General features: G+C 51.3%; 16 protein-coding genes. All 16 read left to right on the top strand.

Annotated elements, in window-relative coordinates; translation table 11 throughout:
- The first annotated feature begins 59 nt into the window (after window positions 1–59).
- The 16 genes from CBW46_RS04450 (at window position 60) to iolC (ending at window position 18,869) form a co-directional block, all read left to right on the top strand.
- Complete coding sequence (locus CBW46_RS04450) at window positions 60–959, top strand: carbohydrate ABC transporter permease (protein WP_089198818.1); 900 nt, start codon at window positions 60–62, stop codon at window positions 957–959.
- Window positions 960–967: 8 nt separating this feature from the next.
- Window positions 968–1,807 (top strand): carbohydrate ABC transporter permease, encoded by an 840-nt coding sequence (locus CBW46_RS04445; RefSeq protein WP_089198817.1) that lies wholly within the window; start codon window positions 968–970, stop codon window positions 1,805–1,807.
- 411 nt (window positions 1,808–2,218) lie between these two features.
- On the top strand, window positions 2,219–3,118 hold the full coding sequence (gene aepX / locus CBW46_RS04440) for a phosphoenolpyruvate mutase (RefSeq protein ID WP_089198816.1): 900 nt from the start codon (window positions 2,219–2,221) through the stop codon (window positions 3,116–3,118).
- A complete protein-coding gene (aepY, locus tag CBW46_RS04435) occupies window positions 3,118–4,260 on the top strand; it encodes a phosphonopyruvate decarboxylase (protein WP_424446068.1) in 1,143 nt (380 codons plus the stop codon). The genes aepX and aepY overlap by 1 nt, the downstream gene beginning before the upstream one ends.
- Before the next feature lie 15 nt (window positions 4,261–4,275).
- The gene (locus CBW46_RS04430) at window positions 4,276–5,415 is read left to right on the top strand and encodes a 2-aminoethylphosphonate aminotransferase (protein WP_089198814.1); all 1,140 of its coding nucleotides are present in this window, start codon (window positions 4,276–4,278) and stop codon (window positions 5,413–5,415) included.
- Complete coding sequence (locus CBW46_RS04425) at window positions 5,402–6,835, top strand: YheC/YheD family protein (protein WP_089198813.1); 1,434 nt, start codon at window positions 5,402–5,404, stop codon at window positions 6,833–6,835. The genes CBW46_RS04430 and CBW46_RS04425 overlap by 14 nt, the downstream gene beginning before the upstream one ends.
- Before the next feature lie 154 nt (window positions 6,836–6,989).
- The gene (locus CBW46_RS04420) at window positions 6,990–8,009 is read left to right on the top strand and encodes a LacI family DNA-binding transcriptional regulator (protein ID WP_089198812.1); all 1,020 of its coding nucleotides are present in this window, start codon (window positions 6,990–6,992) and stop codon (window positions 8,007–8,009) included.
- A gap of 425 nt (window positions 8,010–8,434) precedes the next feature.
- Window positions 8,435–9,745, top strand: a complete 1,311-nt coding sequence (locus CBW46_RS04415; RefSeq protein ID WP_089198811.1) for an ABC transporter substrate-binding protein — start codon at window positions 8,435–8,437, stop codon at window positions 9,743–9,745.
- A gap of 103 nt (window positions 9,746–9,848) precedes the next feature.
- Window positions 9,849–10,745 (top strand): carbohydrate ABC transporter permease, encoded by an 897-nt coding sequence (locus CBW46_RS04410; protein WP_089199322.1) that lies wholly within the window; start codon window positions 9,849–9,851, stop codon window positions 10,743–10,745.
- A gap of 16 nt (window positions 10,746–10,761) precedes the next feature.
- A complete protein-coding gene (locus CBW46_RS04405; protein WP_089198810.1) occupies window positions 10,762–11,589 on the top strand; it encodes a carbohydrate ABC transporter permease in 828 nt (275 codons plus the stop codon).
- A gap of 170 nt (window positions 11,590–11,759) precedes the next feature.
- On the top strand, window positions 11,760–12,827 hold the full coding sequence (locus CBW46_RS04400; RefSeq protein ID WP_089198809.1) for a Gfo/Idh/MocA family protein: 1,068 nt from the start codon (window positions 11,760–11,762) through the stop codon (window positions 12,825–12,827).
- A 22-nt stretch (window positions 12,828–12,849) separates the two neighbouring features.
- Window positions 12,850–13,800 carry a zinc-binding dehydrogenase gene (locus CBW46_RS04395; RefSeq protein ID WP_089198808.1) on the top strand — a complete coding sequence of 317 codons (951 nt, stop codon included), beginning with the start codon at window positions 12,850–12,852 and terminating at the stop codon, window positions 13,798–13,800.
- A 329-nt stretch (window positions 13,801–14,129) separates the two neighbouring features.
- Window positions 14,130–14,951 carry a nucleoside hydrolase gene (locus tag CBW46_RS04390; protein ID WP_243633167.1) on the top strand — a complete coding sequence of 274 codons (822 nt, stop codon included), beginning with the start codon at window positions 14,130–14,132 and terminating at the stop codon, window positions 14,949–14,951.
- A gap of 104 nt (window positions 14,952–15,055) precedes the next feature.
- Entirely contained in the window at window positions 15,056–16,921 is a 1,866-nt protein-coding gene (gene iolD, locus CBW46_RS04385) for a 3D-(3,5/4)-trihydroxycyclohexane-1,2-dione acylhydrolase (decyclizing) (RefSeq protein WP_089198807.1), read from the top strand.
- 21 nt (window positions 16,922–16,942) lie between these two features.
- A complete protein-coding gene (gene iolE / locus CBW46_RS04380) occupies window positions 16,943–17,851 on the top strand; it encodes a myo-inosose-2 dehydratase (protein ID WP_089198806.1) in 909 nt (302 codons plus the stop codon).
- A gap of 7 nt (window positions 17,852–17,858) precedes the next feature.
- Window positions 17,859–18,869 carry a 5-dehydro-2-deoxygluconokinase gene (gene iolC, locus CBW46_RS04375; protein ID WP_089198805.1) on the top strand — a complete coding sequence of 337 codons (1,011 nt, stop codon included), beginning with the start codon at window positions 17,859–17,861 and terminating at the stop codon, window positions 18,867–18,869.
- Window positions 18,870–19,032: the final 163 nt, after the last annotated feature.

Below are 19,032 nucleotides of genomic sequence, written 5' to 3'. Positions count from 1 at the left end.
AATTTTATTTAGCAGACCCGGCCGCCACCGGGTCTGCCCGTGAAGGTGGTGTGCTGACTATGTTTTCTAATCCAATTCGAAAAGACAATTATGGATATTTATTTATTACTCCATTCTTCATTCTCTTTCTGATGTTTCACATTTATCCAATCCTATACTCTTTTTATTTGAGCTTTACAAATAGTGACGGTATGAGCCCACCTGAATTTATTGGTACTGCTAACTATACTCGCGCATTAACGGATTCTGTATTTTACCAATCTTTATTCAACACATTTATGATTTGGATCCCGTCTGTGATTCCGCAGTTGACAGTGAGTCTAGTTTTGGCGGTTATATTAAATGAGAGATTCCTGAAAGGGAAGGACTTTTTTCGGGCTGTCTTTTTCTTTCCAAACATTGTTACAGCAGCTTCAATAGGCCTATTGGTCAGTTTAATGTTTGATTGGCAATCGGGAAGTGTGAACCACATGCTTGCGAGCTTCGGCCTAATAGAGGATCCAGTGGATTGGAAGAATAACCCGGTTTTTATGAGATTTTTGATCTCAACTATTTTATTTTTTCAATATTTTGGTTATTCCATGCTGCTTTATATTGCTGGGTTGCAGGGAATTTCATCAGATTATTCCGAAGCGGCTCAGATTGACGGAGCAAATAAGACCCAAATCTTCTTCAGAATCACCATTCCTTTGCTTAAACCCATTATTATATTTCAAATTATTACTTCCCTCATTGGAGGGATTCAAATCTTTGACCAGCCTTATACTCTGACAAATGGTGCGGGTGGGCCTGATAATGCCACACTAACAAGTGTCATGTATTTATATATTACCGCTTTCAAACAAAATAAATTCGGCTATGGGGCATCAATAGCATTCTGCTTGTTTGTACTTATTATCATCCTTGCCATCATATCATTCCGTCTGACAAATGGAAAAAATAACGAACAAGCGAGGTGAAAAAAGATATGTACGCGTCGCACAATTCTAAGCGTCTGTTCAGCAATTTTTTAATTTACTCGTTTTTAATATCATTAGCTCTTTTATGCATTATACCTTTTTATTTGATGTTAATTTACTCCACTCATAGTAATGAAGACATCGCAGCAAAATTTATTTATTTACCCGGCAATTCCTTAATTGACAATTTTGCAACAATGATGACGAATGTCAATATTGGGCGTGGCTTCATAAACAGTATCATTATCTCAGTTTCCTCCACTGTCCTGAACTTGTATTTCGGTGCATTAACAGGCTACGGTTTTTCCAAATTTAATTTCAAAGGTAACAAGAAATTATTTACTTTTCTGCTAGCCACTATGATGGTACCTGGTCAATTATCCTTAATAGGAAGCTATCGTTGGATGAATACCTTAGGTTTACTGGATTCGTATGCGGCGATCATACTGCCTGCAGCGTCAAGTGCGTTTACTGTTTTTTTCTTAAAACAATTTATCGACAGTTCCATACCGAACGAAATTTTGGAATCGGGGCGAGTGGACGGTGCAGGCGAGTTTATGATGTACAATAGAATTATACTACCAATGCTTTTGCCTGCCCTGTCGGCATTGGGGATATTTTCTTTTATCGGTTCCTGGAACAATTTTATGGGACCATTAGTGTTGTTATTTTCCGAAGATAAGTTTCCACTGCCCGTGATAGTATCTCTAGTTCAGAGTTATTATGGTACGGATTATGGGCTTCTTTATTTGGGTGTTGCTCTGTCTGTTATGCCTATAATTATCGTATTTTCAATATTCTCCAAGAGAATTATGGGTAGCGTTGCAATTGGTTCAGTCAAAGGTTAGTTAGCTCTATTAGGACTACGGACGGGCGGTTAAAGCATTTAGTGTGGCATATTCGCTCCGCCGTTGGCATATATATTCGATGGGACGTAATGACCTCCTTGGGAGAGGAGAATCTGGACTGAGTGAGCCATCTTAACGGAGATGGAGGAGAGTTGTATGAGTTCAGAGCTCATCGATCTGCTCACGCTGGTCGTCATGATCATCGGGCTTAGCAGAAAGGACTAGTCATTCAGGTTCCTGCAAAGGGAGATGCTCTTCGGAGTAACTCCCTTTTTTTTCTGCCCAATCCCACCCATATTTACAAAATCTCAATAGCTGTACCATGCAAGCCTGCGTGCCCGGCATACAATGTAAACGTTAAAACCGATTTGGATAAGTGGCAGATCATATATCCGCGTAAAGGAGTACACCATGAGAAAAACACAACAGCTAATGGCAATGCTAAAATCCACAAGCCTTGACTTTATAATGGAGGCTCATAACGGGTTATCCGCTAAAATAGTAGAAGAGACCGGGTTTAAAGGCATTTGGGCGAGCGGTCTGTCTATCTCGGCATCACTCGGCGTGCGTGATAATAACGAGGCTTCGTGGACCCAGGTGCTGGATGTGCTGGAATTTATGAGCGACGCCACATCGATTCCGATTCTGCTGGACGGGGATACGGGCTACGGCAACTTCAACAATGCAAGACGGTTGGTGAAAAAGCTGGAACAACGCGGGATCGCCGGGGTGTGCATTGAAGACAAACTTTTTCCAAAAACCAACTCCTTTATCAACGCCTCAGCACAACCACTGGCAGATATCCACGAGTTTTGCGGCAAAATCAGGGCTATGAAAGACATGCAGACTGACGACGATTTTGCGGTCGTGGCAAGAGTGGAGGCCTTTATTACAGGCTGGGGGCTCGAAGAGGCGCTGCGTCGTGCGGAGGCCTACCGGCAGGCGGGCGCAGATGCCATACTTATGCACAGTAAGCGCGCGGACACGCTTGAAATTGAAGCGTTTATGCAAGAGTGGGGCGGAAGATCGCCTGTGGTGATCGTGCCGACCAAGTATTACACCACACCAACAGTGAAGTTTCAGGAGCTCGGCGTCAATCTTGTGATTTGGGCGAACCATAACCTGAGGGCGTCGATCGATGCCATGAAAAAAATATCCGGACAAATCATGCGGGAGCACAGTCTGGCGCATGTCGAGGGCGTGGTGACCCCACTGGAAGAAGTATTCCGGCTGCAAGGGGCTGATGAACTGGAGATGGCGGAGAAAAAATACCTTCCTGCCGTCGAGCCGGGTGCGGATGATCGCCTATGATGTCAACAAGCGACTTTGGAGAAGAGTTGAAAAAATTAGGGTTCACGCTGTTTACCGGCGTGCCCTGTTCCTTTCTGAAAAGCTTGATCAACTATGCTATCAACGAATGCGAATATGTCGCCGCTGCCAATGAGGGCGACGCGGTGGCTATAGCGGCCGGCGCCTATGTGGGCGGAAGGAAACCGGTTGTGCTGATGCAAAATTCAGGGCTGACCAATGCGGTATCGCCGCTGACTTCGCTCAACTATCCTTTTCGCATCCCTACACTTGGTTTCGTCAGTCTGCGAGGGGAACCGGGAATACCGGATGAACCGCAGCATCAGCTGATGGGCCCGATCACGACGAAGATGCTTGATCTGATGCAGGTGGAGTGGCAGTACCTGTCCGACGATTTGGAGGAGGCGCGGCGGCAGCTTGCAGAGGCCGACAGGCATATTGCTAATCACCGAACATTTTTCTTTGTTGTCAAAAGAGGAACACTCGGTCCGCAGGATTTGGGTCCTCAGTCATCATTTGTTCGCGTAAATCAGCTGAAAAAGAAAAGCAGCGGCAAGAATCAAATGCCCGCGCGCCGTGAAGCACTTAGCGTGATCAACGCATTGAAAGACCGGCACACCGTGCAGCTCGCCACGACCGGCGTCACCGGCCGGGAGCTCTACGAGGTAGAAGACAGCAGCAATAACTTCTACATGGTAGGTTCCATGGGATGTGTCAGCTCCTTCGGACTCGGTCTTTCTTTGGCTCAAACTGGCAAAGATGTGATCGTGATCGATGGCGACGGCTCCCTGCTGATGCGGATGGGAAGCCTCGCTACAAACGGTTACTACAATCCATCGAATATGCTGCATATTTTGCTGGATAATAATGCACATGACTCCACGGGAGGACAGAGCACGGTATCCCATAACGTTGATTTTATCGAAATCGCCGCTTCGTGCGGATATACCAAAGCATTGCACGTCCACAATCTGGATGAATTGGCCGCTGCCATGACAGAGTGGAAAAAGACAAAAGGATTGACGTTTCTATACATGAAAATATCTAAAAGCAGCAGTGCTGACCTCGGCCGTCCCCGGATTAAGCCTTACGAAGTGAAAGAACGGTTGCAGCGGTTTTTGAACATACCAACTACGGGAAAATAAGGGAGAGGGAGACGAATGCGGGCGACAAAGAGAACGATTTTGCTTAATCCTGGTCCAGCTACCACCACTGACAGTGTGAAATTAGCGCAAGTAGTGCCGGATATTTGCCCCCGTGAAAGGGAGTTCGGCTTGCTCATGGCAAATGTTTGTGAAGAGTTGACCCGGCTTGCTGCCGATCCCGACCGGTACACGGCGGTGTTGTTCGGCGGTTCGGGAACCGCAGCGGTCGAGTCGATACTCAGCTCGGTCGTGGATGATGGCACAGTAGTGATTATAAATAACGGCGCATACGGCAGACGTATGTGTGAAATTGCGGACGCGTACGGGCTGCGATATTTCGAGGTAAAAAGTCCGCCGGACGAGATGATTGATCTCGAGGCACTGGAAACGGTCATCCGCAACAATGACAAAATCTCGCATCTTGCCATCGTGCACCACGAGACGACGACAGGTCTGCTGAACGATATTCATGCCGTCGGGGCGCTGTGCAAGCTTCATGGAATCGATATGATTGTGGATGCAATGAGTTCATTCGCCGCCGTGCCGATCGACATGCAGCAGATGAACATCTCTTATTTGGCCTCCAGCTCAAACAAAAATTTGCAGGGGATGCCGGGTGTGTCGTTCGTTATCGCTGAAAAAAGGAAACTGGAGCTTACACAGCATTTACGCAGGCGAAATTACTACCTTAATTTGTATGACCAATATGCATACTTCGTGAAGCATTTGCAGATGCGGTTCACCCCGCCCGTTCAAACCCTGTACGCGCTTAAACAAGCGATCGAGGAGCTGAAGCAAGAGGGAATTCCAGGCAGATACGGCCGATATGTGGAGTCATGGGAAACCTTGATTCGCGGAATTACCAGGCTGGGTCTTTCTTTCATAGTCCCCGAATCGCTCCACTCGAAAATTGTCACCGCGATCGTGGAACCTGATTGTTCAGGCTATGACTTTGAAGCAATGCACGACTATTTTTACAGCCATAACATAATGATCTATCCGGGCAAGCTCGACGGGTTGAAGACGTTTCGGATCGCCAACATGGGGGACATCCGTTCGGAAGATATAGAACATTTCGTCGGCCTGTTAGAGGCGTACCTGCGCAGCATCGGATTCAATAAGGGCGAAGGGGATGACGGGCGTGCGGAGTATTAAAAGGGATAAGTGGTTCAAATTCCGGGTGCTTAAAAACCTCGACGAGCTGGCGGCACATATACCGGAGACACATATTTTCACGGAAAAGCGGCTGTGGCTCTTCGTGCGCAAATACAAGCACGTCATCGTCAAACCTGTTTCCGGCAGCAGAGGGCGCGGTGTGATCCAAGTGTCCGCTTTAGGTGACAACAGATATTTGCTGCATTATGACAACAACAAAGACACATTGCGTGGAAAAGACAGCGCATATACGTATATCAAGCGCTTAACCGGCTCCGCCAAATATTTGGTCCAACGAAAAATTTGTCGTCCTAAGATCGACGGCCGGTCATTTGATATGCGGGTCATCACCCAGCGCGACCCAAGCTCCGGGGAGTGGAGGGTAACCGCGAGAGTGGCGAAAGTCGCAGGCAAAGGATATATTGTGTCGAACATTACGAGGAGTAAGGGCCAACTGCTGCTGCCGTCAACGGCCCTTAAGCGTTCCACCATCCAACATCTGCCGGAAAGCACTTTACTAGCTGAGATTGACCGGATTGCGCTGCAAACCAGCAAGGCATTAGCCCGCTATTACAAGGGCCACCGCATCTATGGGATGGATATGGGTCCCGACCGGAACGGGCATATATGGATTATTGAAGCGAATCTGTTTCCATCTATATCTCACTTCGTGAAGCTCAAGGACACATCGATGTATCGTCGAATCATCGCATTTCAAAGAGCAGGGAAAGCAAAGCAGCGCAATTCGCTCACGAAGGAGCATTCGGCGTGGTCCGGTGACAACGATGGCATACGTGCCGCGCGGCCCGGTTTCAACCATGGCACGCATGCGGAATGGCCCGTGTCGAGAGAGAGCGAACGCGCTTTGTGGGCCGGCAGGAGTGACGGCAAACGTGCTGAGCGCACCGGTCGCAATGACGGCCCACCTTCGGCATCGCCCGGTAACAGCACACCAGCTGCATGGCCTGGTCCGAGCGGTGGCAACCAAGCCGCACAGCCCGGGCCCCGCGAGGGCAAGCGTGCCGCAAGGCCCGGTGCCCGCGAGGGTAAGCGTGCCGCACAGCCCGGGGCCCGCGATGACAAGCGTGCCGCACAGCCCGGGGCCCGCGATGACAAGCGTGCCGCACAGCCCGGGGCCCGCGATGGCAAGCGCACCGCAGGGCCCGGCGCACAAGAGGGCAAGCGTGCCGTAAGGCCCGGCGCACGCGAGGGCAAGCGCACCGCAGGGCTCGGCCATGGCGCCGGTCCGCGCGCGGCGCGGTCGGACAACGGTACCGGTGCCGGCTCGCGGAACAGACCGACCCGCTCACAGCATGGCATGCGTGCTGCGCGCTCGGACGGCCGCACAGGCGTAGGCTCTGCGCCGATTCGACCGTCGGTACCGAGCACTCCTGCACCGCTTGGCCATGTTCTTTCCTGATTGGCACACACGTGACCAGTGGTGGCAAGACTGAGTAGTCCATGGCCGTGGGAATAACTAATTGACAACGAAAAGAGGCCTAAGTTAACATGGCATTATAAACTAATGTAAAAACGTTTTTACCAAACAACAACTTCAAATATGAGGATTCACGATGAAAATTACGATAAAAGATGTTGCAACGGAAGCAGGAGTTTCCATCGCCACGGTATCCAGAGTGCTGAACAAGAAAAATAGGGTCAAACAAGAAACGAAGCTCCGTGTGCAACAAGCGATTCACAAGCTCAACTTCCAGCCCGACCATACGGCTCGCTCCATGATTATGAAAGAAACCAGAACAGTCGGACTGATTGTGCCTAATCTCTCTAACGAGTACTGGGCGCTTTTGGCTGAAGTTATTCAGGATAAGCTGTGGGAGCACGGCTATTCTCTCATCGTATGCTCGACCAACAAAAGTGCCGACAAAGAGATGGCGTTTGTGAAATCGTTCACGGTACGAAGGGTGGACGGCGTTGTATTCGGATCTTCTACACTGTTCGGCAGCTCCCGACACGACGAACAATTGGCAAATATGTTGAAGTCTTTGCCTACCGTTTCGATTGATCCTTCCATATCTGGTTTAAACAGCGTGGTCGGGGACAATCTGCAAGGGGCCACAGATGCGGTGGAGCATTTAATTGGACTCGGCCACCGGCGCATCGCTTACATCGGCGGCCCCACCGTATCCAAGCAGAGGGAGCTGGGGTACCGTAACGCGATGATGAACCACGAGCTGCCGGTGCTCGAGGAATTAATCAAAAGAGGGGACGACAACACAATTGCGTTCAGCTCGTTTGGCTATCATTCGATGTTATCCTTGTTGGAGTCCGGCGAGAAGTTTACGGCTGTTTTCTGCGGTAACGATTTGATCGCAATCGGTGCGATCAGGGCATTGGAGGATCGGCGTATTCAGGTGCCTGCAGATATTTCGGTCATCGGTTACGACGACATCAATATAGCTGCGCTATACAAGCCGTCTCTGACCACGGTCCGTCAGCCGATGCGCGAAATGGGCAGCGCCGCTGTAGATATGCTGCTTGAGTTGATACAGTGTCCGGACGGAAATAACGTGCCGAAGAAGATTGTTTATCAAAACCAATTGGTGCAGCGGGAAAGCAGCGGCCCCGCTCGGTAAAAACAATATCACACTCTCTCTTGCATCCAGGTGCCTGCCGGGCGGCGGGTGGACTTCCCCTTGGCAAGAGCCCTAATTCCTTCTCCTATGCGATAACGTCTACGTCTCTTTCTTCTGAGATGTAGGCGTTTTTTGTCGTCCTCCGGAGGTACCAGCTCAGACAACAAAAAATTGATTGACAAACGCAAACCGGTAAATATATTATTACGTTGTAAAAACGTTTTCACTACTTTGAGGTTGGGCAGGCTGAATCAACAGGTAGCTGCCCGGTACCAAAAAATACGATAGAAAGTGAGGTTATTTGGCTAGTCCTGAACTGGTGACTCTGTGTGCTGGTGAGACGCTTGGCATTCTTGATTTATGTATGCGCTTTAATTTTGTGATTGTGAGTAAACGTTTTTACTTAACACGAAAGGGGCAAGTGTATGCGAAATAATCGAGTGTGGGGAACGGTTTCGGCAGCACTGCTGGCGCTGTCAGTGGCGGGGTGCTCCTCGGCGCCTGCAGACCAAAGTGACACGAACGACGTGCGAAACGGTGAGTCCAAGCAAGCTGTTGAACTTAAGTTTTGGGATATGGTGTGGGGACCGCCGGAGTACATACAAGCAGCGCAGAAATTAGTGGAAAAGTTTAATCAGGAGCATCCAGGCATCAAGGTCTCTTATCAATCGACTCCATGGGACAATTGGTACCAGACGTTTACTACCGCGATCGCATCGGGCACAGCTCCGGATGTGAGTACGGGAGCCGGCTATCAGGCCTTTCAGTTCTATCAGATGGACGCAATTTTACCGATTGACGATGTGGTGGAAGATATGAAGAAGACCGGCAAGTTGGACGACTTCTACGAGGGCACCGTCGAAACCTTGAAATACGACAATCATTACGTTTCACTGCCGTGGGCTCTGGATATCAGGGTGCCATTTTACAACAAGGAGACGTTCGAGCAGGCCGGAGTCGCCGTGCCCAAGACTTGGGATGAATTACGCGCTGCGGCCAAAACATTGTCCGGGAACGGTAAATACGGCATGGTTATGCCGTCCGACACGGGTGGAACACAGTATTTGTATGCGTTGATGCTGAATAACGGCGGCGGCATGTTCACGAAAGAGAAGAAAGTGGATCTGATGAATGAACGAAACTTGGAAGCGATTACACTTATCGGCGACTTGGTCAAGGATGGCTCCATTAACCCCGCCGGCGCAGGCTTTAAAGGGGATGACGCGATCAAATCGTTCGGACAGGGTGATGCGGCCATTCTCATCCGTAATCCTGGGTTCAAAGATGCGCTGCCGGAGCTGAAGGACAACATCGGAATCATTCCGCCGATCAAAGGTCCCCATGGTGACACAGGCACGATCCGCTGGGTGAACAACATGATGATCTACAAGCAGAGCAAGCATCCTGAAGAGGCGAAGCAGTTTATGAAATGGTGGTCCGAGAACAACAAACCACTGTGGACCGAGGGACATTCCAATCAATTGCCTGCCCGCAAATCCGTGGCACAAGACGACTACTTCCAAAAAGACGAGCATGTCAAGTTCATATTGGATCAATATGTGCCCATCGGCCAGAGCACCGGCTCTCAGTATCCATCCGCATTTCCAGAGCTGAATGAGATCGAGGGAGAAGGACTGATGCAGACATTGACGCAGGAATTGATCATGGGGAAAGACCCGGTTGAAGCGATGAAAAAGGCGGAAGCGAAAATGAAGGAAATTATGAAAGAAAAATGAGAGCGTCCGATGCAGGCACGACCCTACATGATGAAGAACATCGTGGAACGGGCGTGACGGGTATCACCGGAGACAATCAATCGGGGGGATAGCTTTGGATAAGGTGAAAATTGCAGATCACTACACGGGCCGGTCTGCCCTACAAAAACAGAGCGTGAGCTGGCTTCCCTATTACTTCCTGCTCCCATCGATCATCTTAATACTATTAATTAATTTCTATCCTTTTCTCTCCGGCCTTGTTTACAGTGTGCAAAACGGTACCTTGCTAAAGCCCGGAGAGTTCATCGGCATCCATAATTATGCCAAATTACTGACAATGCCCGACTTCTGGCATGCGTTGTATTTCAGCTCCGTTTTCGCGGTGTTCAGTGTCATCGGAAGCTATGTGATTGGACTAGGCTTTGCGATACTGCTTAACAAAGATATCATCGGCCGCGGATTTTTCAGGGTCGCTCTGCTGGTTCCGTGGATACTGCCCTCGGTTGTGTCTATCGTTGGGTGGCGCTGGCTGATCGGGGACCAGAACGGTCTGTTCAACACAATCCTGGTTGGATTTGGCTTTGAGCCGGTCTTGTTCCTGGGCACGGAAGGCTGGGCGATGTTTTCCGTCATTATGATCAAAGTGTGGCGAAGCTTTCCTTTCATGATGATCTCGTTGTTGGCAGGCTTGCAAACCATTAATCAGGAGTTGTATGAATCTGCACACATGGACGGCGCCGGCAGGTGGCAGTCTTTCTGGTATATCACGCTGCCTCAGCTGAGAATGATCACGGTCGTATGTTGGATTCTAATGACCATTTGGTGTTTCAACGACTTTGATACCATATGGCTGCTCACCCAAGGGGGACCCGCGAACGCGACAGAAAATTTGATCATTTTAGCTTACAAATACACATTTTCGAAAAACGCGGTTGGCATCGGATCAGCCATTTCTATTGTGAGTTTGGTTATTTTGATGGCGTTAGCTGTACTGCTGTTAAAAAAACAGGAGCAAGAGTGAGCATGGGAGGGCTGTCATGAGCGTTAAACAAGTGAAGAGATGGGCGTTATTTTTCCTCATGCTGATCGTAGTTCTGCTGGTCAACTTGCCGATACTGACAATGATCATCAACTCGCTCAAAAGCAACTCTGAAATATTGAGCTCCAAGCATATTTTTCCTAACAGGATCACGTTCGAGAATTATGGTTTCTTGAACACCCGCACTAAATTCTGGGAGCAATTCAAAAACAGTTGGATCGTCTCGTTCTATGGAACCGGATTCAGTATATTGATTGCGGCCTTCGCAGGCTATGCGGTGTCGAGGTATCGTTCGTGGCTTATATCCGGATTTTCGCGTTCTCTACTGATGCTGCAAATGTTTCCGATCATACTGGTGCTGATTCCTCTGTTCATCATGTTCCGCAAAATGGGCTTGATCGACTCTCACTTTGCTGTCATTCTGCTCTACATCACGGTGCATCTGCCGTTCGCGATTTGGATGTACAAAGGCTTTTTTGACGCAATACCAAAAGATTTGGAAGAGGCCGCTTGGATCGATGGATGCACCCGGCTGCAAAGCTTTACTAAAGTGGTTCTGCCCATTTCGGGTCCTGGTGTGGCCGCGGTTGCGATCTTTTCTTTCTTGTTCTCATGGAACGATTATTTGATCGCAAGCGTGTTTCTGAGAAACGAAGGCTTGATGACGATTCCGGTTGGGCTGCAGCTGTTCATGCAGCAGTATGCGACGGATTGGGGCAGCTTGACGGCGGCGGCAACGCTTGCAATGCTGCCGGTCTTCATTTTCCTGCTGTTCGTGCAAAAGTACATGATACATGGCGCCGTGGCAGGCTCGGTGAAAGGGTGATCATACGCTGCATATCGGTGCAAGGGAAGCATGCGCTGCATATAGGTGAAAGGGTAAGCATGCGCTGCATAATAGTAGACATAGGCACTCGGCATAAGAACCATCTCAAGCCGTGTGCCGCACCTGCACCATCCGGCTCGGCAAATACACAAGACAGGGAGAGGAACAATATGCGCAAGGTGAGAGTGGGAATTATCGGGCTGGGGGAGGTTGCACAAATCACACATCTGCCTATTCTGGAGTCGTTGTCCGACCGATATGAGATAGCTGCGCTGTGCGACATTTCGCCTCAGCTGCTGTCTCAGCTTGGAGAGAAATACACCGTCGAGAGGCTCTATTCGGATGCTTTCGAGCTTACCGCGCAGCCGGATTTGGACGCCGTGTTCGTGCTGAATAGCGACGAGTATCATGCGGAATGCGCTATCCGGGCATTACAGCACAACAAACACGTCCTGATGGAAAAGCCGGTTTGCCTGACACTTGAAGATGCGGACGCGATTATACAGGCGAGGGATGAGGCGGGCGTACAAGTAATGGTTGGTTACATGCGGCGATTCGCTCCGGCTTTCATGCAGGCTGTAGACGAAGTCAAAAAGTTGGATAAAATCAACTATGTTCGCATACGGGACATTATCGGCGCCAATCGGCTAATCATCGATCAAGCCAGCAACGTCATTCGCCCGAGCGATATACCTGCCGCAGCGCTGAAGGAGAAGCAAGAACGCGCCGAACGGATGGTCCGTCAGGCGATTGGTGATGTTTCCGCCGCGCACCAGAGCGCCTATCGCCTGCTCTGCGGTCTGAACAGCCACGACTTGTCTGCCATGCGGGAGATCATCGGCTTGCCTAAGCGCGTAATTGCCGCCTCTCAATGGAACGGAGGCCGGTTTATCAACGCAATCCTGGAGTTCGACGGTTTCAATGCCACGTTCGAAACGGGGGTGGATAACCAACGCAGATTTGATGCGCACATACAAATTTACGGCGATAGCAAAGCAGTTACGGTGCAGTACGATACCCCGTACATCCGCCATCTGCCGACCACAATCATTATTGAGGAAACGGTGGGGGAACGCTTCGAGCGTTCGGTTGGGCGTCCGACATTCAAGGACGCTTACACGGTCGAACTGGAGTATTTCTATGACGTCGTCACGAAGGGTCTGGTGCCAAAAACCACGGTAGAAGATTCGCAGGAAGACCTGAAGCTGATCAAAATGATCATCGACGCATTGGAATAACGGTAGACAGGAGGTGCTTTGATTGAAGATAGCGCAGTTGACGGAACAGCGATCGTTCATAATAGAGGATCTACCGACGCCTACTCCCGGCCCAAGGCAGATTCTCATCCGGGTCAACATGTGCGGCATCTGTACCGGTGAGCTGCATGTATGGGATGAGGCCCAGCTCAGTCATGTATATCCTCTCTCTTTGGGGCATGAAGTGGCCGGTGTGGTGGAGGCTGTAGGAAGCGCTGTGACGGAATTTGCGGCAGGTGATCGGGTGGCGGCAATAAACCAGCGCGCAGGCTTTGCGGAACATTGTGTGGTCGATGCAGATCATGCCGCTGTTCTACCCGATAATCTGGAGACGGGGGCTGCTCTAGGCGAGCCTATCGCTTGCGCAGTGAATGCGGCCCGCCGCATCCGGCCGGGTTTCCAGGATACCATTGTAATCGTGGGCTGCGGCTGCATGGGGCTTCTGCTCATTCAGTGTTTGAAGGCGCAGGGTCCAAAGAAAGTTATCGCGGTGGATCTGCGGGAGGAGGCTGCGGCCCAGGCGTTGAAATACGGCGCTGACGCTGCACTCCTGGTCGGACATGATCACTTGCAGACCAAGATCCTGGAATTAAACGGCGGCCAGGAGCCGGATATCCTGGTGGAGGCTACCGGGTTCCAAGCAGGCCTCACGTTATGCGGTGAGCTGGTTAAAGTACGCGGAAAGCTTGTCATCTACGGCTACCACCAAGGGCCACCCCGCTTGGTGAATATGCAGCTGTGGAACTGGAAAGGTCTGGATGTGATAAACGCACACGAGCGGGATCCACTGGTCTACGCCGCGGGTATGAAAATCGGATTAGACCTGCTGGCGAGTGGGAAATTACGGACAGATGAGCTCATTACCCACCGTTTCTCTCTCGATCAGATCAATGATGCCTTCCGGTTGTCCTGCCAAAAGCCGGCGGGGTATATCAAATCAGTTATCATCATGTGACGCTGCGCACCATAGCAGGTATGTGTCCGGGGACCATCCGCGTTTGTTTGCGGAGGTCCTTTTATTCGTCGTTTATCGGTGCTATGCTTTCTTTTGAAACATCACTCTGCGAAAAGGCGGGAACAATATGATATTTGCGATCCCACTGTTGGTTTAGTAAATCAAATTGGGCTAGGGTGTCACGAATACGGGAATTAAAGAGTGATGACAAATATACGTGAGGAGTGAATGTCCCATGAAATATCCGAAGCTCTCGCAGGAAAAGCTGCTGCAAAGACTTGAACATCCGAAGGGGAAGGTCCGGATCGTGCTCGACACGGACACCTACAATGAGATGTGACGATCAGTTCGCCGTCATTTACGCGCTGCAATCCGCGGACAGAATGGTGGTAGAAGCGTTCTACGCTGCGCCCTTCCACAACGAGCTGTCAACCGGCCCTAAAGACGGCATGGAGAAAAGCTACTTGGAGCTGCAGAAAATTTTGACGGTGATGGGCAAAGCAGGCCAATATCCTGTGTATAAAGGGTCGGAAGCTTACCTGTCGGACACGATCACACCTGTGGACAGTGAGGCTGCGCGCGATTTGGTAGAACGGGCGATGGCGACGGAAGGTGACACGCCGCTGTATGTTGTCGCGATAGGGGCCATTACGAATGTGGCATCCGCCATTCTGATGGAGCCTAAAATCATCGAGAAAATCGTCGTCGTCTGGCTAGGGGGACACGCTCTGCATTGGCCGCATACCAGGGAGTTCAATCTTCGTCAGGATCTGCACGCCTCACGAATCATACTGGACAGCGGGGTGCCTCTCGTACTGGTGCCTTGTATGGGGGTTTCATCGCACCTGTTGACCACATTGTCTGAGCTCCGGGATTATGTGCGCGATAAAGGCACAATCGGTGAATATTTGTATGAGACGTATAAAAATTGCAGTGATGACCATTTGGGATATTCCCGTGTGATTTGGGATATCTCCACCATCGCTTATTTGAACAACGACAGCTGGACGCCGAGCGTATTGACCCACAGTCCGCTGCTGTCTGAGGATTGCCGCTGGAGCGTCGACCCGACAAGACATTTCATCCGGTACGTTTGGAGCATCAACAGAGATGGCGTGTTCAAGGACTTATTCAGAAAGCTCACGCCGTGATACACTTTATGGTTGAATGATGGAAAAATACGGTGTATGATCGGGTTAAGCGCTTAACCTGGTTGAGTGCTTAACCTCCAAAAGAAACGGGGATGGTACTTGTAATGCAGAAAATTCGGCTTACAATGGCGCAAGCACTGCTGCATTTTCTAGATCGGCAGTTCGTTTCGGTAGACGGTGTGGAGTATAAATTCATCCAAGGTGTGCTGGGCATTTTCGGCCACGGTAATGTCACGGGAATTGGTGAAGCGTTGGAGAGAAGTCCAGGAGAATTATTATACATACAGGGGAAAAACGAGCAAGGCATGGTGCATGCTGCAACCGCTTTCGCAAAACAAAAGAATCGGCGGCAGATTTTTGCATGCACCACCTCGATCGGACCGGGAGCATTGAATATGGTCACCGCAGCGGCCACTGCTACCGTAAACCGTATTCCTGTCCTGCTGCTGCCCGGCGACAACTTTGCCTCACGGCAACCCGACCCCGTTCTGCAGCAATTGGAAGTGCCAGGCGATTACACGGTGTCTGCCGCAGATGCGTTCAAAGCGGTGAGCCGGTACTGGGACCGCATCGCGCGGCCCGAACAATTAATGGCGGCTGCCGTCCAAGCCATTCGTGTGCTCACCGACCCGGCGGAGACGGGTGCGGTCACTCTGGCGCTTCCGCAAGATGTTCAGGCTGAGGCTTACGAGTACCCCGCTTCTTTCTTCGAGAAAAGAGTGCATTATATCGACCGGCGACCGCCGGCCCCGAATGCACTAGTGCGAGCGGTGCAGCTGCTGCAGGTCAAGCGCAGGCCGCTAATTATTGCCGGCGGCGGCGTATTGTATTCGTCGGCCACGCAGGAGCTGGCTGAGTTTGCCGAGACCTTCGCGATTCCTGTCGCGGAAACGCAGGCGGGCAAGAGCTCGCTGGCCTGGGATCATCCTATGAATGTCGGCGCTATCGGTGTCACAGGGTCGCTTGCCGCCAATCGGCTTGCCAAAGACGCTGACCTCATTATCGGAGTCGGCACCCGCTATTCGGACTTCACCACCGCCTCTAAATCCGCATTTACTCATCATCAAGTTCAGTTTATTAACATAAATGTAAGCGATTTCGACGCGGCAAAGTTACACGGCATTGCGCTCACCGCCGATGCCAGGGAAGGCTTGGCGGCGCTGCATAAAAGTCTGTCCGCATTACATTACCGCGCCGCTTACGGGGTAGCGGAAATTGCGGACTGGAAACAGCGGTGGGATGCCGAGGTTGACCGTTTGTACGCGATCGAGCACAACGAAGGGCTGGCACAAACTACGGCGCTTGGCGTGATCAACCAAACGATTGAGCCTTCGTCTGTAGTCGTGTGCGCGGCAGGCAGCCTGCCGGGAGATTTGCACCGGCTGTGGCGAGCGCCCCAGCCAAAAACCTACCACATGGAGTACGGCTTCTCCTGCATGGGCTATGAAGTGAGCGGAGCGTTCGGCGCCGCCCTCGCGGAGCCCAACCGTGAGGTATACGCGTTAGTCGGCGACGGCAGCTACTTGATGCTGCATTCCGAGCTTGTCACGAGCCTCCAGGAAGGGCGAAAAATAACGGTGCTGCTGTTTGACAACCACGGGTTTCAATGTATTCACAACCTGCAGCGCGGGCATGGCAGCGACGGATTTGGCAATGAGTTCCGTTATCGGGAGTCGTCGACAGGGCGGTTGACAGGCAGCTACCTGCCGATCGATTTCGCTGCTCATGCGCGCAGCCTCGGCGCGAAGGCTTTCAAGGCTCGCAATGCCGACGAGTTGAAGCAGGCGCTGCTGCAAGCCAAACACGAAACGCTGACTACACTCATTGAGATATCCGTCGTACCCGGCACGAACACGGACGGATATGAATCCTGGTGGCAGGTGGGCGTACCCGAGGTGTCCGCGTGCGCCAAAGTGATCGAGGCACATCAAGACATGAAAGCACGGATCGACGCGGTAAAACTAATTTGAAGGCAAGGGGGAATCCGTAAGATGTTGGAGCTGCCGTTCAAACTAGGTATACACCCGATCAACTGGGTCGGTGAGGATGTCAAAGAACACGGGGAGTCGACCACCTTTGAGCAGATTGTGGATGACATTCAAGCTCTCGGCTTGACCGGAACGGAGATGGGGCGCAAATATCCTGCCGACCCGCAGGTACTGAAAAAAGCATTATCCGCACACGGCATTCAGTTGGTCTCCCAGTGGAAATCTGTTTTGTTTTCCGATCCGGCATATCGGGACCAAGAACTACGAGCGTACCGCGCGCACGCCGAGTTTCTCAGCGCGATGGGCGCAAGCGTCATCAGCACCTGCGAGGTCGGCGGCTCACTGCATTTCGACCCGCGGCGCACACCGCACGAAAAGGAAGTTTTGAGACTTGACGACACCGCCTGGCATCATCTTGCGGACGGGCTGAATGCCGCGGGCGCCATTGCGCAGGAGTACGGGTTGAAGCTGACCTATCATCACCACGGCGGTACTGCTGTGGAGCAGCCGGATGAAATCGACCGGCTCATGGCGATGACTGAGCCTTCCCTGGTCTACCTGCTGTACGATACGGGGCACGCCTATTACGGCGGTGCGGACCCTGTTGCGGTTCTGCGTAAGCACTATGACAGGATCGCTTATATCCATCTAAAAGATATACGGCAGGACGTACTGGATAGCGCGCGTGCCGACAAAGCAGACTTTATCACCTGCATTCGAAAGGGGGTATTTACCGTGCCGGGGGACGGCTGCCTTGATTTCGCCCCGATAATTCAGGAGCTGCTTAGCCGTGGCTACTCAGGATGGACCATGATCGAGGGAGAACAGGATCCGCAGCTGCATCCGCCTTATGACTACGCCAAACGCTCGCTTGAATACATCGAATCCTTAATTCATACAGAAAGAAGGTAAGCGGCTTATGAGCTATGTTTCTTTTCCGTCCGGCAAGCAGTTCGACTTTGTTGCGATCGGCAGGCTGTGTATTGACTTGAACGCCAATGAAATTAACCGTCCGATGGAGGAGACGATGACGTTCACGAAATACGTCGGTGGATCTCCCGCGAACATCACGATCGGCATGTCTCGCTTCGGGATGAAGACAGCTTTTATCGGGAAAATCGCTGACGATCAGATGGGGCGGTTCATCGCCTCTTATTTGCAGCGCAACGCAATAGATACGAGGAATGTCATCACCGACCGCACAGGCGCGCTCACGGGGCTTGCTTTTACCGAAATCAAGAGCCCAACGGATTGCAGTATACTCATGTACCGGGAAAACGCCGCCGATCTGAAATTGACGCCCGAGGAAGTAAGCGAGGACTTGATCGCTCAAACCAAGGTTCTGCTTATCTCTGGCACGGCATTGGCGGCTAGTCCGTCGAGAGAAGCTGTGTTTCAGGCATTGTATTACGCAAAAAAGCACGGCGCCGTGATCGCATTCGACCTCGACTACCGGCCGTACACTTGGACTTCGCCGGAGGAAACGGCTGCATATTACAATCTGGCGGCCGAAAAATGCGACATCATCCTGGGTACGAGGGAAGAGTTCGACATGATGGAGCGTTTCGAGCAAAATCCGGAGCGCAGCGACCATGTGACGGCATCAAAATGGTTTGATCATTCGGCGAAAATCGTCATTATCAAGCATGGGAAGGAAGGCTCCATCGCATACACACAGGATGGTGTGGGACACCGCGCACAAAGCTTCCCCGCCAAAGTGGTGAAGACGTTTGGTGCGGGGGACTCTTATGCGGCAGGCTTCTTGTATGGAGTTATGCAGGGCTGGACGTTGGAAAAGAGCATGGAGTTCGGCAGTGCCGCCGCATGCATTGTTATTTCTAGTCACAGCTGCTCCGACGCCATGCCGGCTGCGGCTGACGTTCATGATTACATCGAACGGTGCAGCCGCGGTGAAATCACGGCTTCCTAAGTCCTCGTCGTGGCGCGGATTTACTGCACCGAACGGATTTGGAAGCTCTGCGGGGCATACGGTGGGCCTCCGATAACGCACTACAAATGAAGCGTCACATGGAGTTTCGCTCGGACGACGTGCTATGGCCATAGCTCAGGCGGCGACACGCTTGTTAGAAACG

The sequence above is a fragment of the Paenibacillus xerothermodurans genome (assembly GCF_002220865.2).
Taxonomy (GTDB): Bacteria; Bacillota; Bacilli; order Paenibacillales; family NBRC-103111; genus Paenibacillus_S; species Paenibacillus_S xerothermodurans.
This window is presented reverse-complemented; position numbering and strand designations above follow the sequence as displayed.

Excerpts from the sequence above, each read along its gene's own strand:
- CBW46_RS04450 (WP_089198818.1), top strand. The coding sequence starts at position 60 with ATGTTTTCTAATCCAATTCGAAAAGACAATTATGGATATTTATTTATT.
- CBW46_RS04445 (WP_089198817.1), top strand. The coding sequence starts at position 968 with ATGTACGCGTCGCACAATTCTAAGCGTCTGTTCAGCAATTTTTTAATT.
- aepX (WP_089198816.1), top strand. The coding sequence starts at position 2,219 with ATGAGAAAAACACAACAGCTAATGGCAATGCTAAAATCCACAAGCCTT.
- aepY (WP_424446068.1), top strand. The coding sequence starts at position 3,118 with ATGTCAACAAGCGACTTTGGAGAAGAGTTGAAAAAATTAGGGTTCACG.
- CBW46_RS04430 (WP_089198814.1), top strand. The coding sequence starts at position 4,276 with ATGCGGGCGACAAAGAGAACGATTTTGCTTAATCCTGGTCCAGCTACC.
- CBW46_RS04420 (WP_089198812.1), top strand. The coding sequence starts at position 6,990 with ATGAAAATTACGATAAAAGATGTTGCAACGGAAGCAGGAGTTTCCATC.
- CBW46_RS04415 (WP_089198811.1), top strand. The coding sequence starts at position 8,435 with ATGCGAAATAATCGAGTGTGGGGAACGGTTTCGGCAGCACTGCTGGCG.
- CBW46_RS04405 (WP_089198810.1), top strand. The coding sequence starts at position 10,762 with ATGAGCGTTAAACAAGTGAAGAGATGGGCGTTATTTTTCCTCATGCTG.
- CBW46_RS04400 (WP_089198809.1), top strand. The coding sequence starts at position 11,760 with ATGCGCAAGGTGAGAGTGGGAATTATCGGGCTGGGGGAGGTTGCACAA.
- CBW46_RS04390 (WP_243633167.1), top strand. The coding sequence starts at position 14,130 with ATGAGATGTGACGATCAGTTCGCCGTCATTTACGCGCTGCAATCCGCG.
- iolD (WP_089198807.1), top strand. The coding sequence starts at position 15,056 with ATGCAGAAAATTCGGCTTACAATGGCGCAAGCACTGCTGCATTTTCTA.
- iolE (WP_089198806.1), top strand. The coding sequence starts at position 16,943 with ATGTTGGAGCTGCCGTTCAAACTAGGTATACACCCGATCAACTGGGTC.
- iolC (WP_089198805.1), top strand. The coding sequence starts at position 17,859 with ATGAGCTATGTTTCTTTTCCGTCCGGCAAGCAGTTCGACTTTGTTGCG.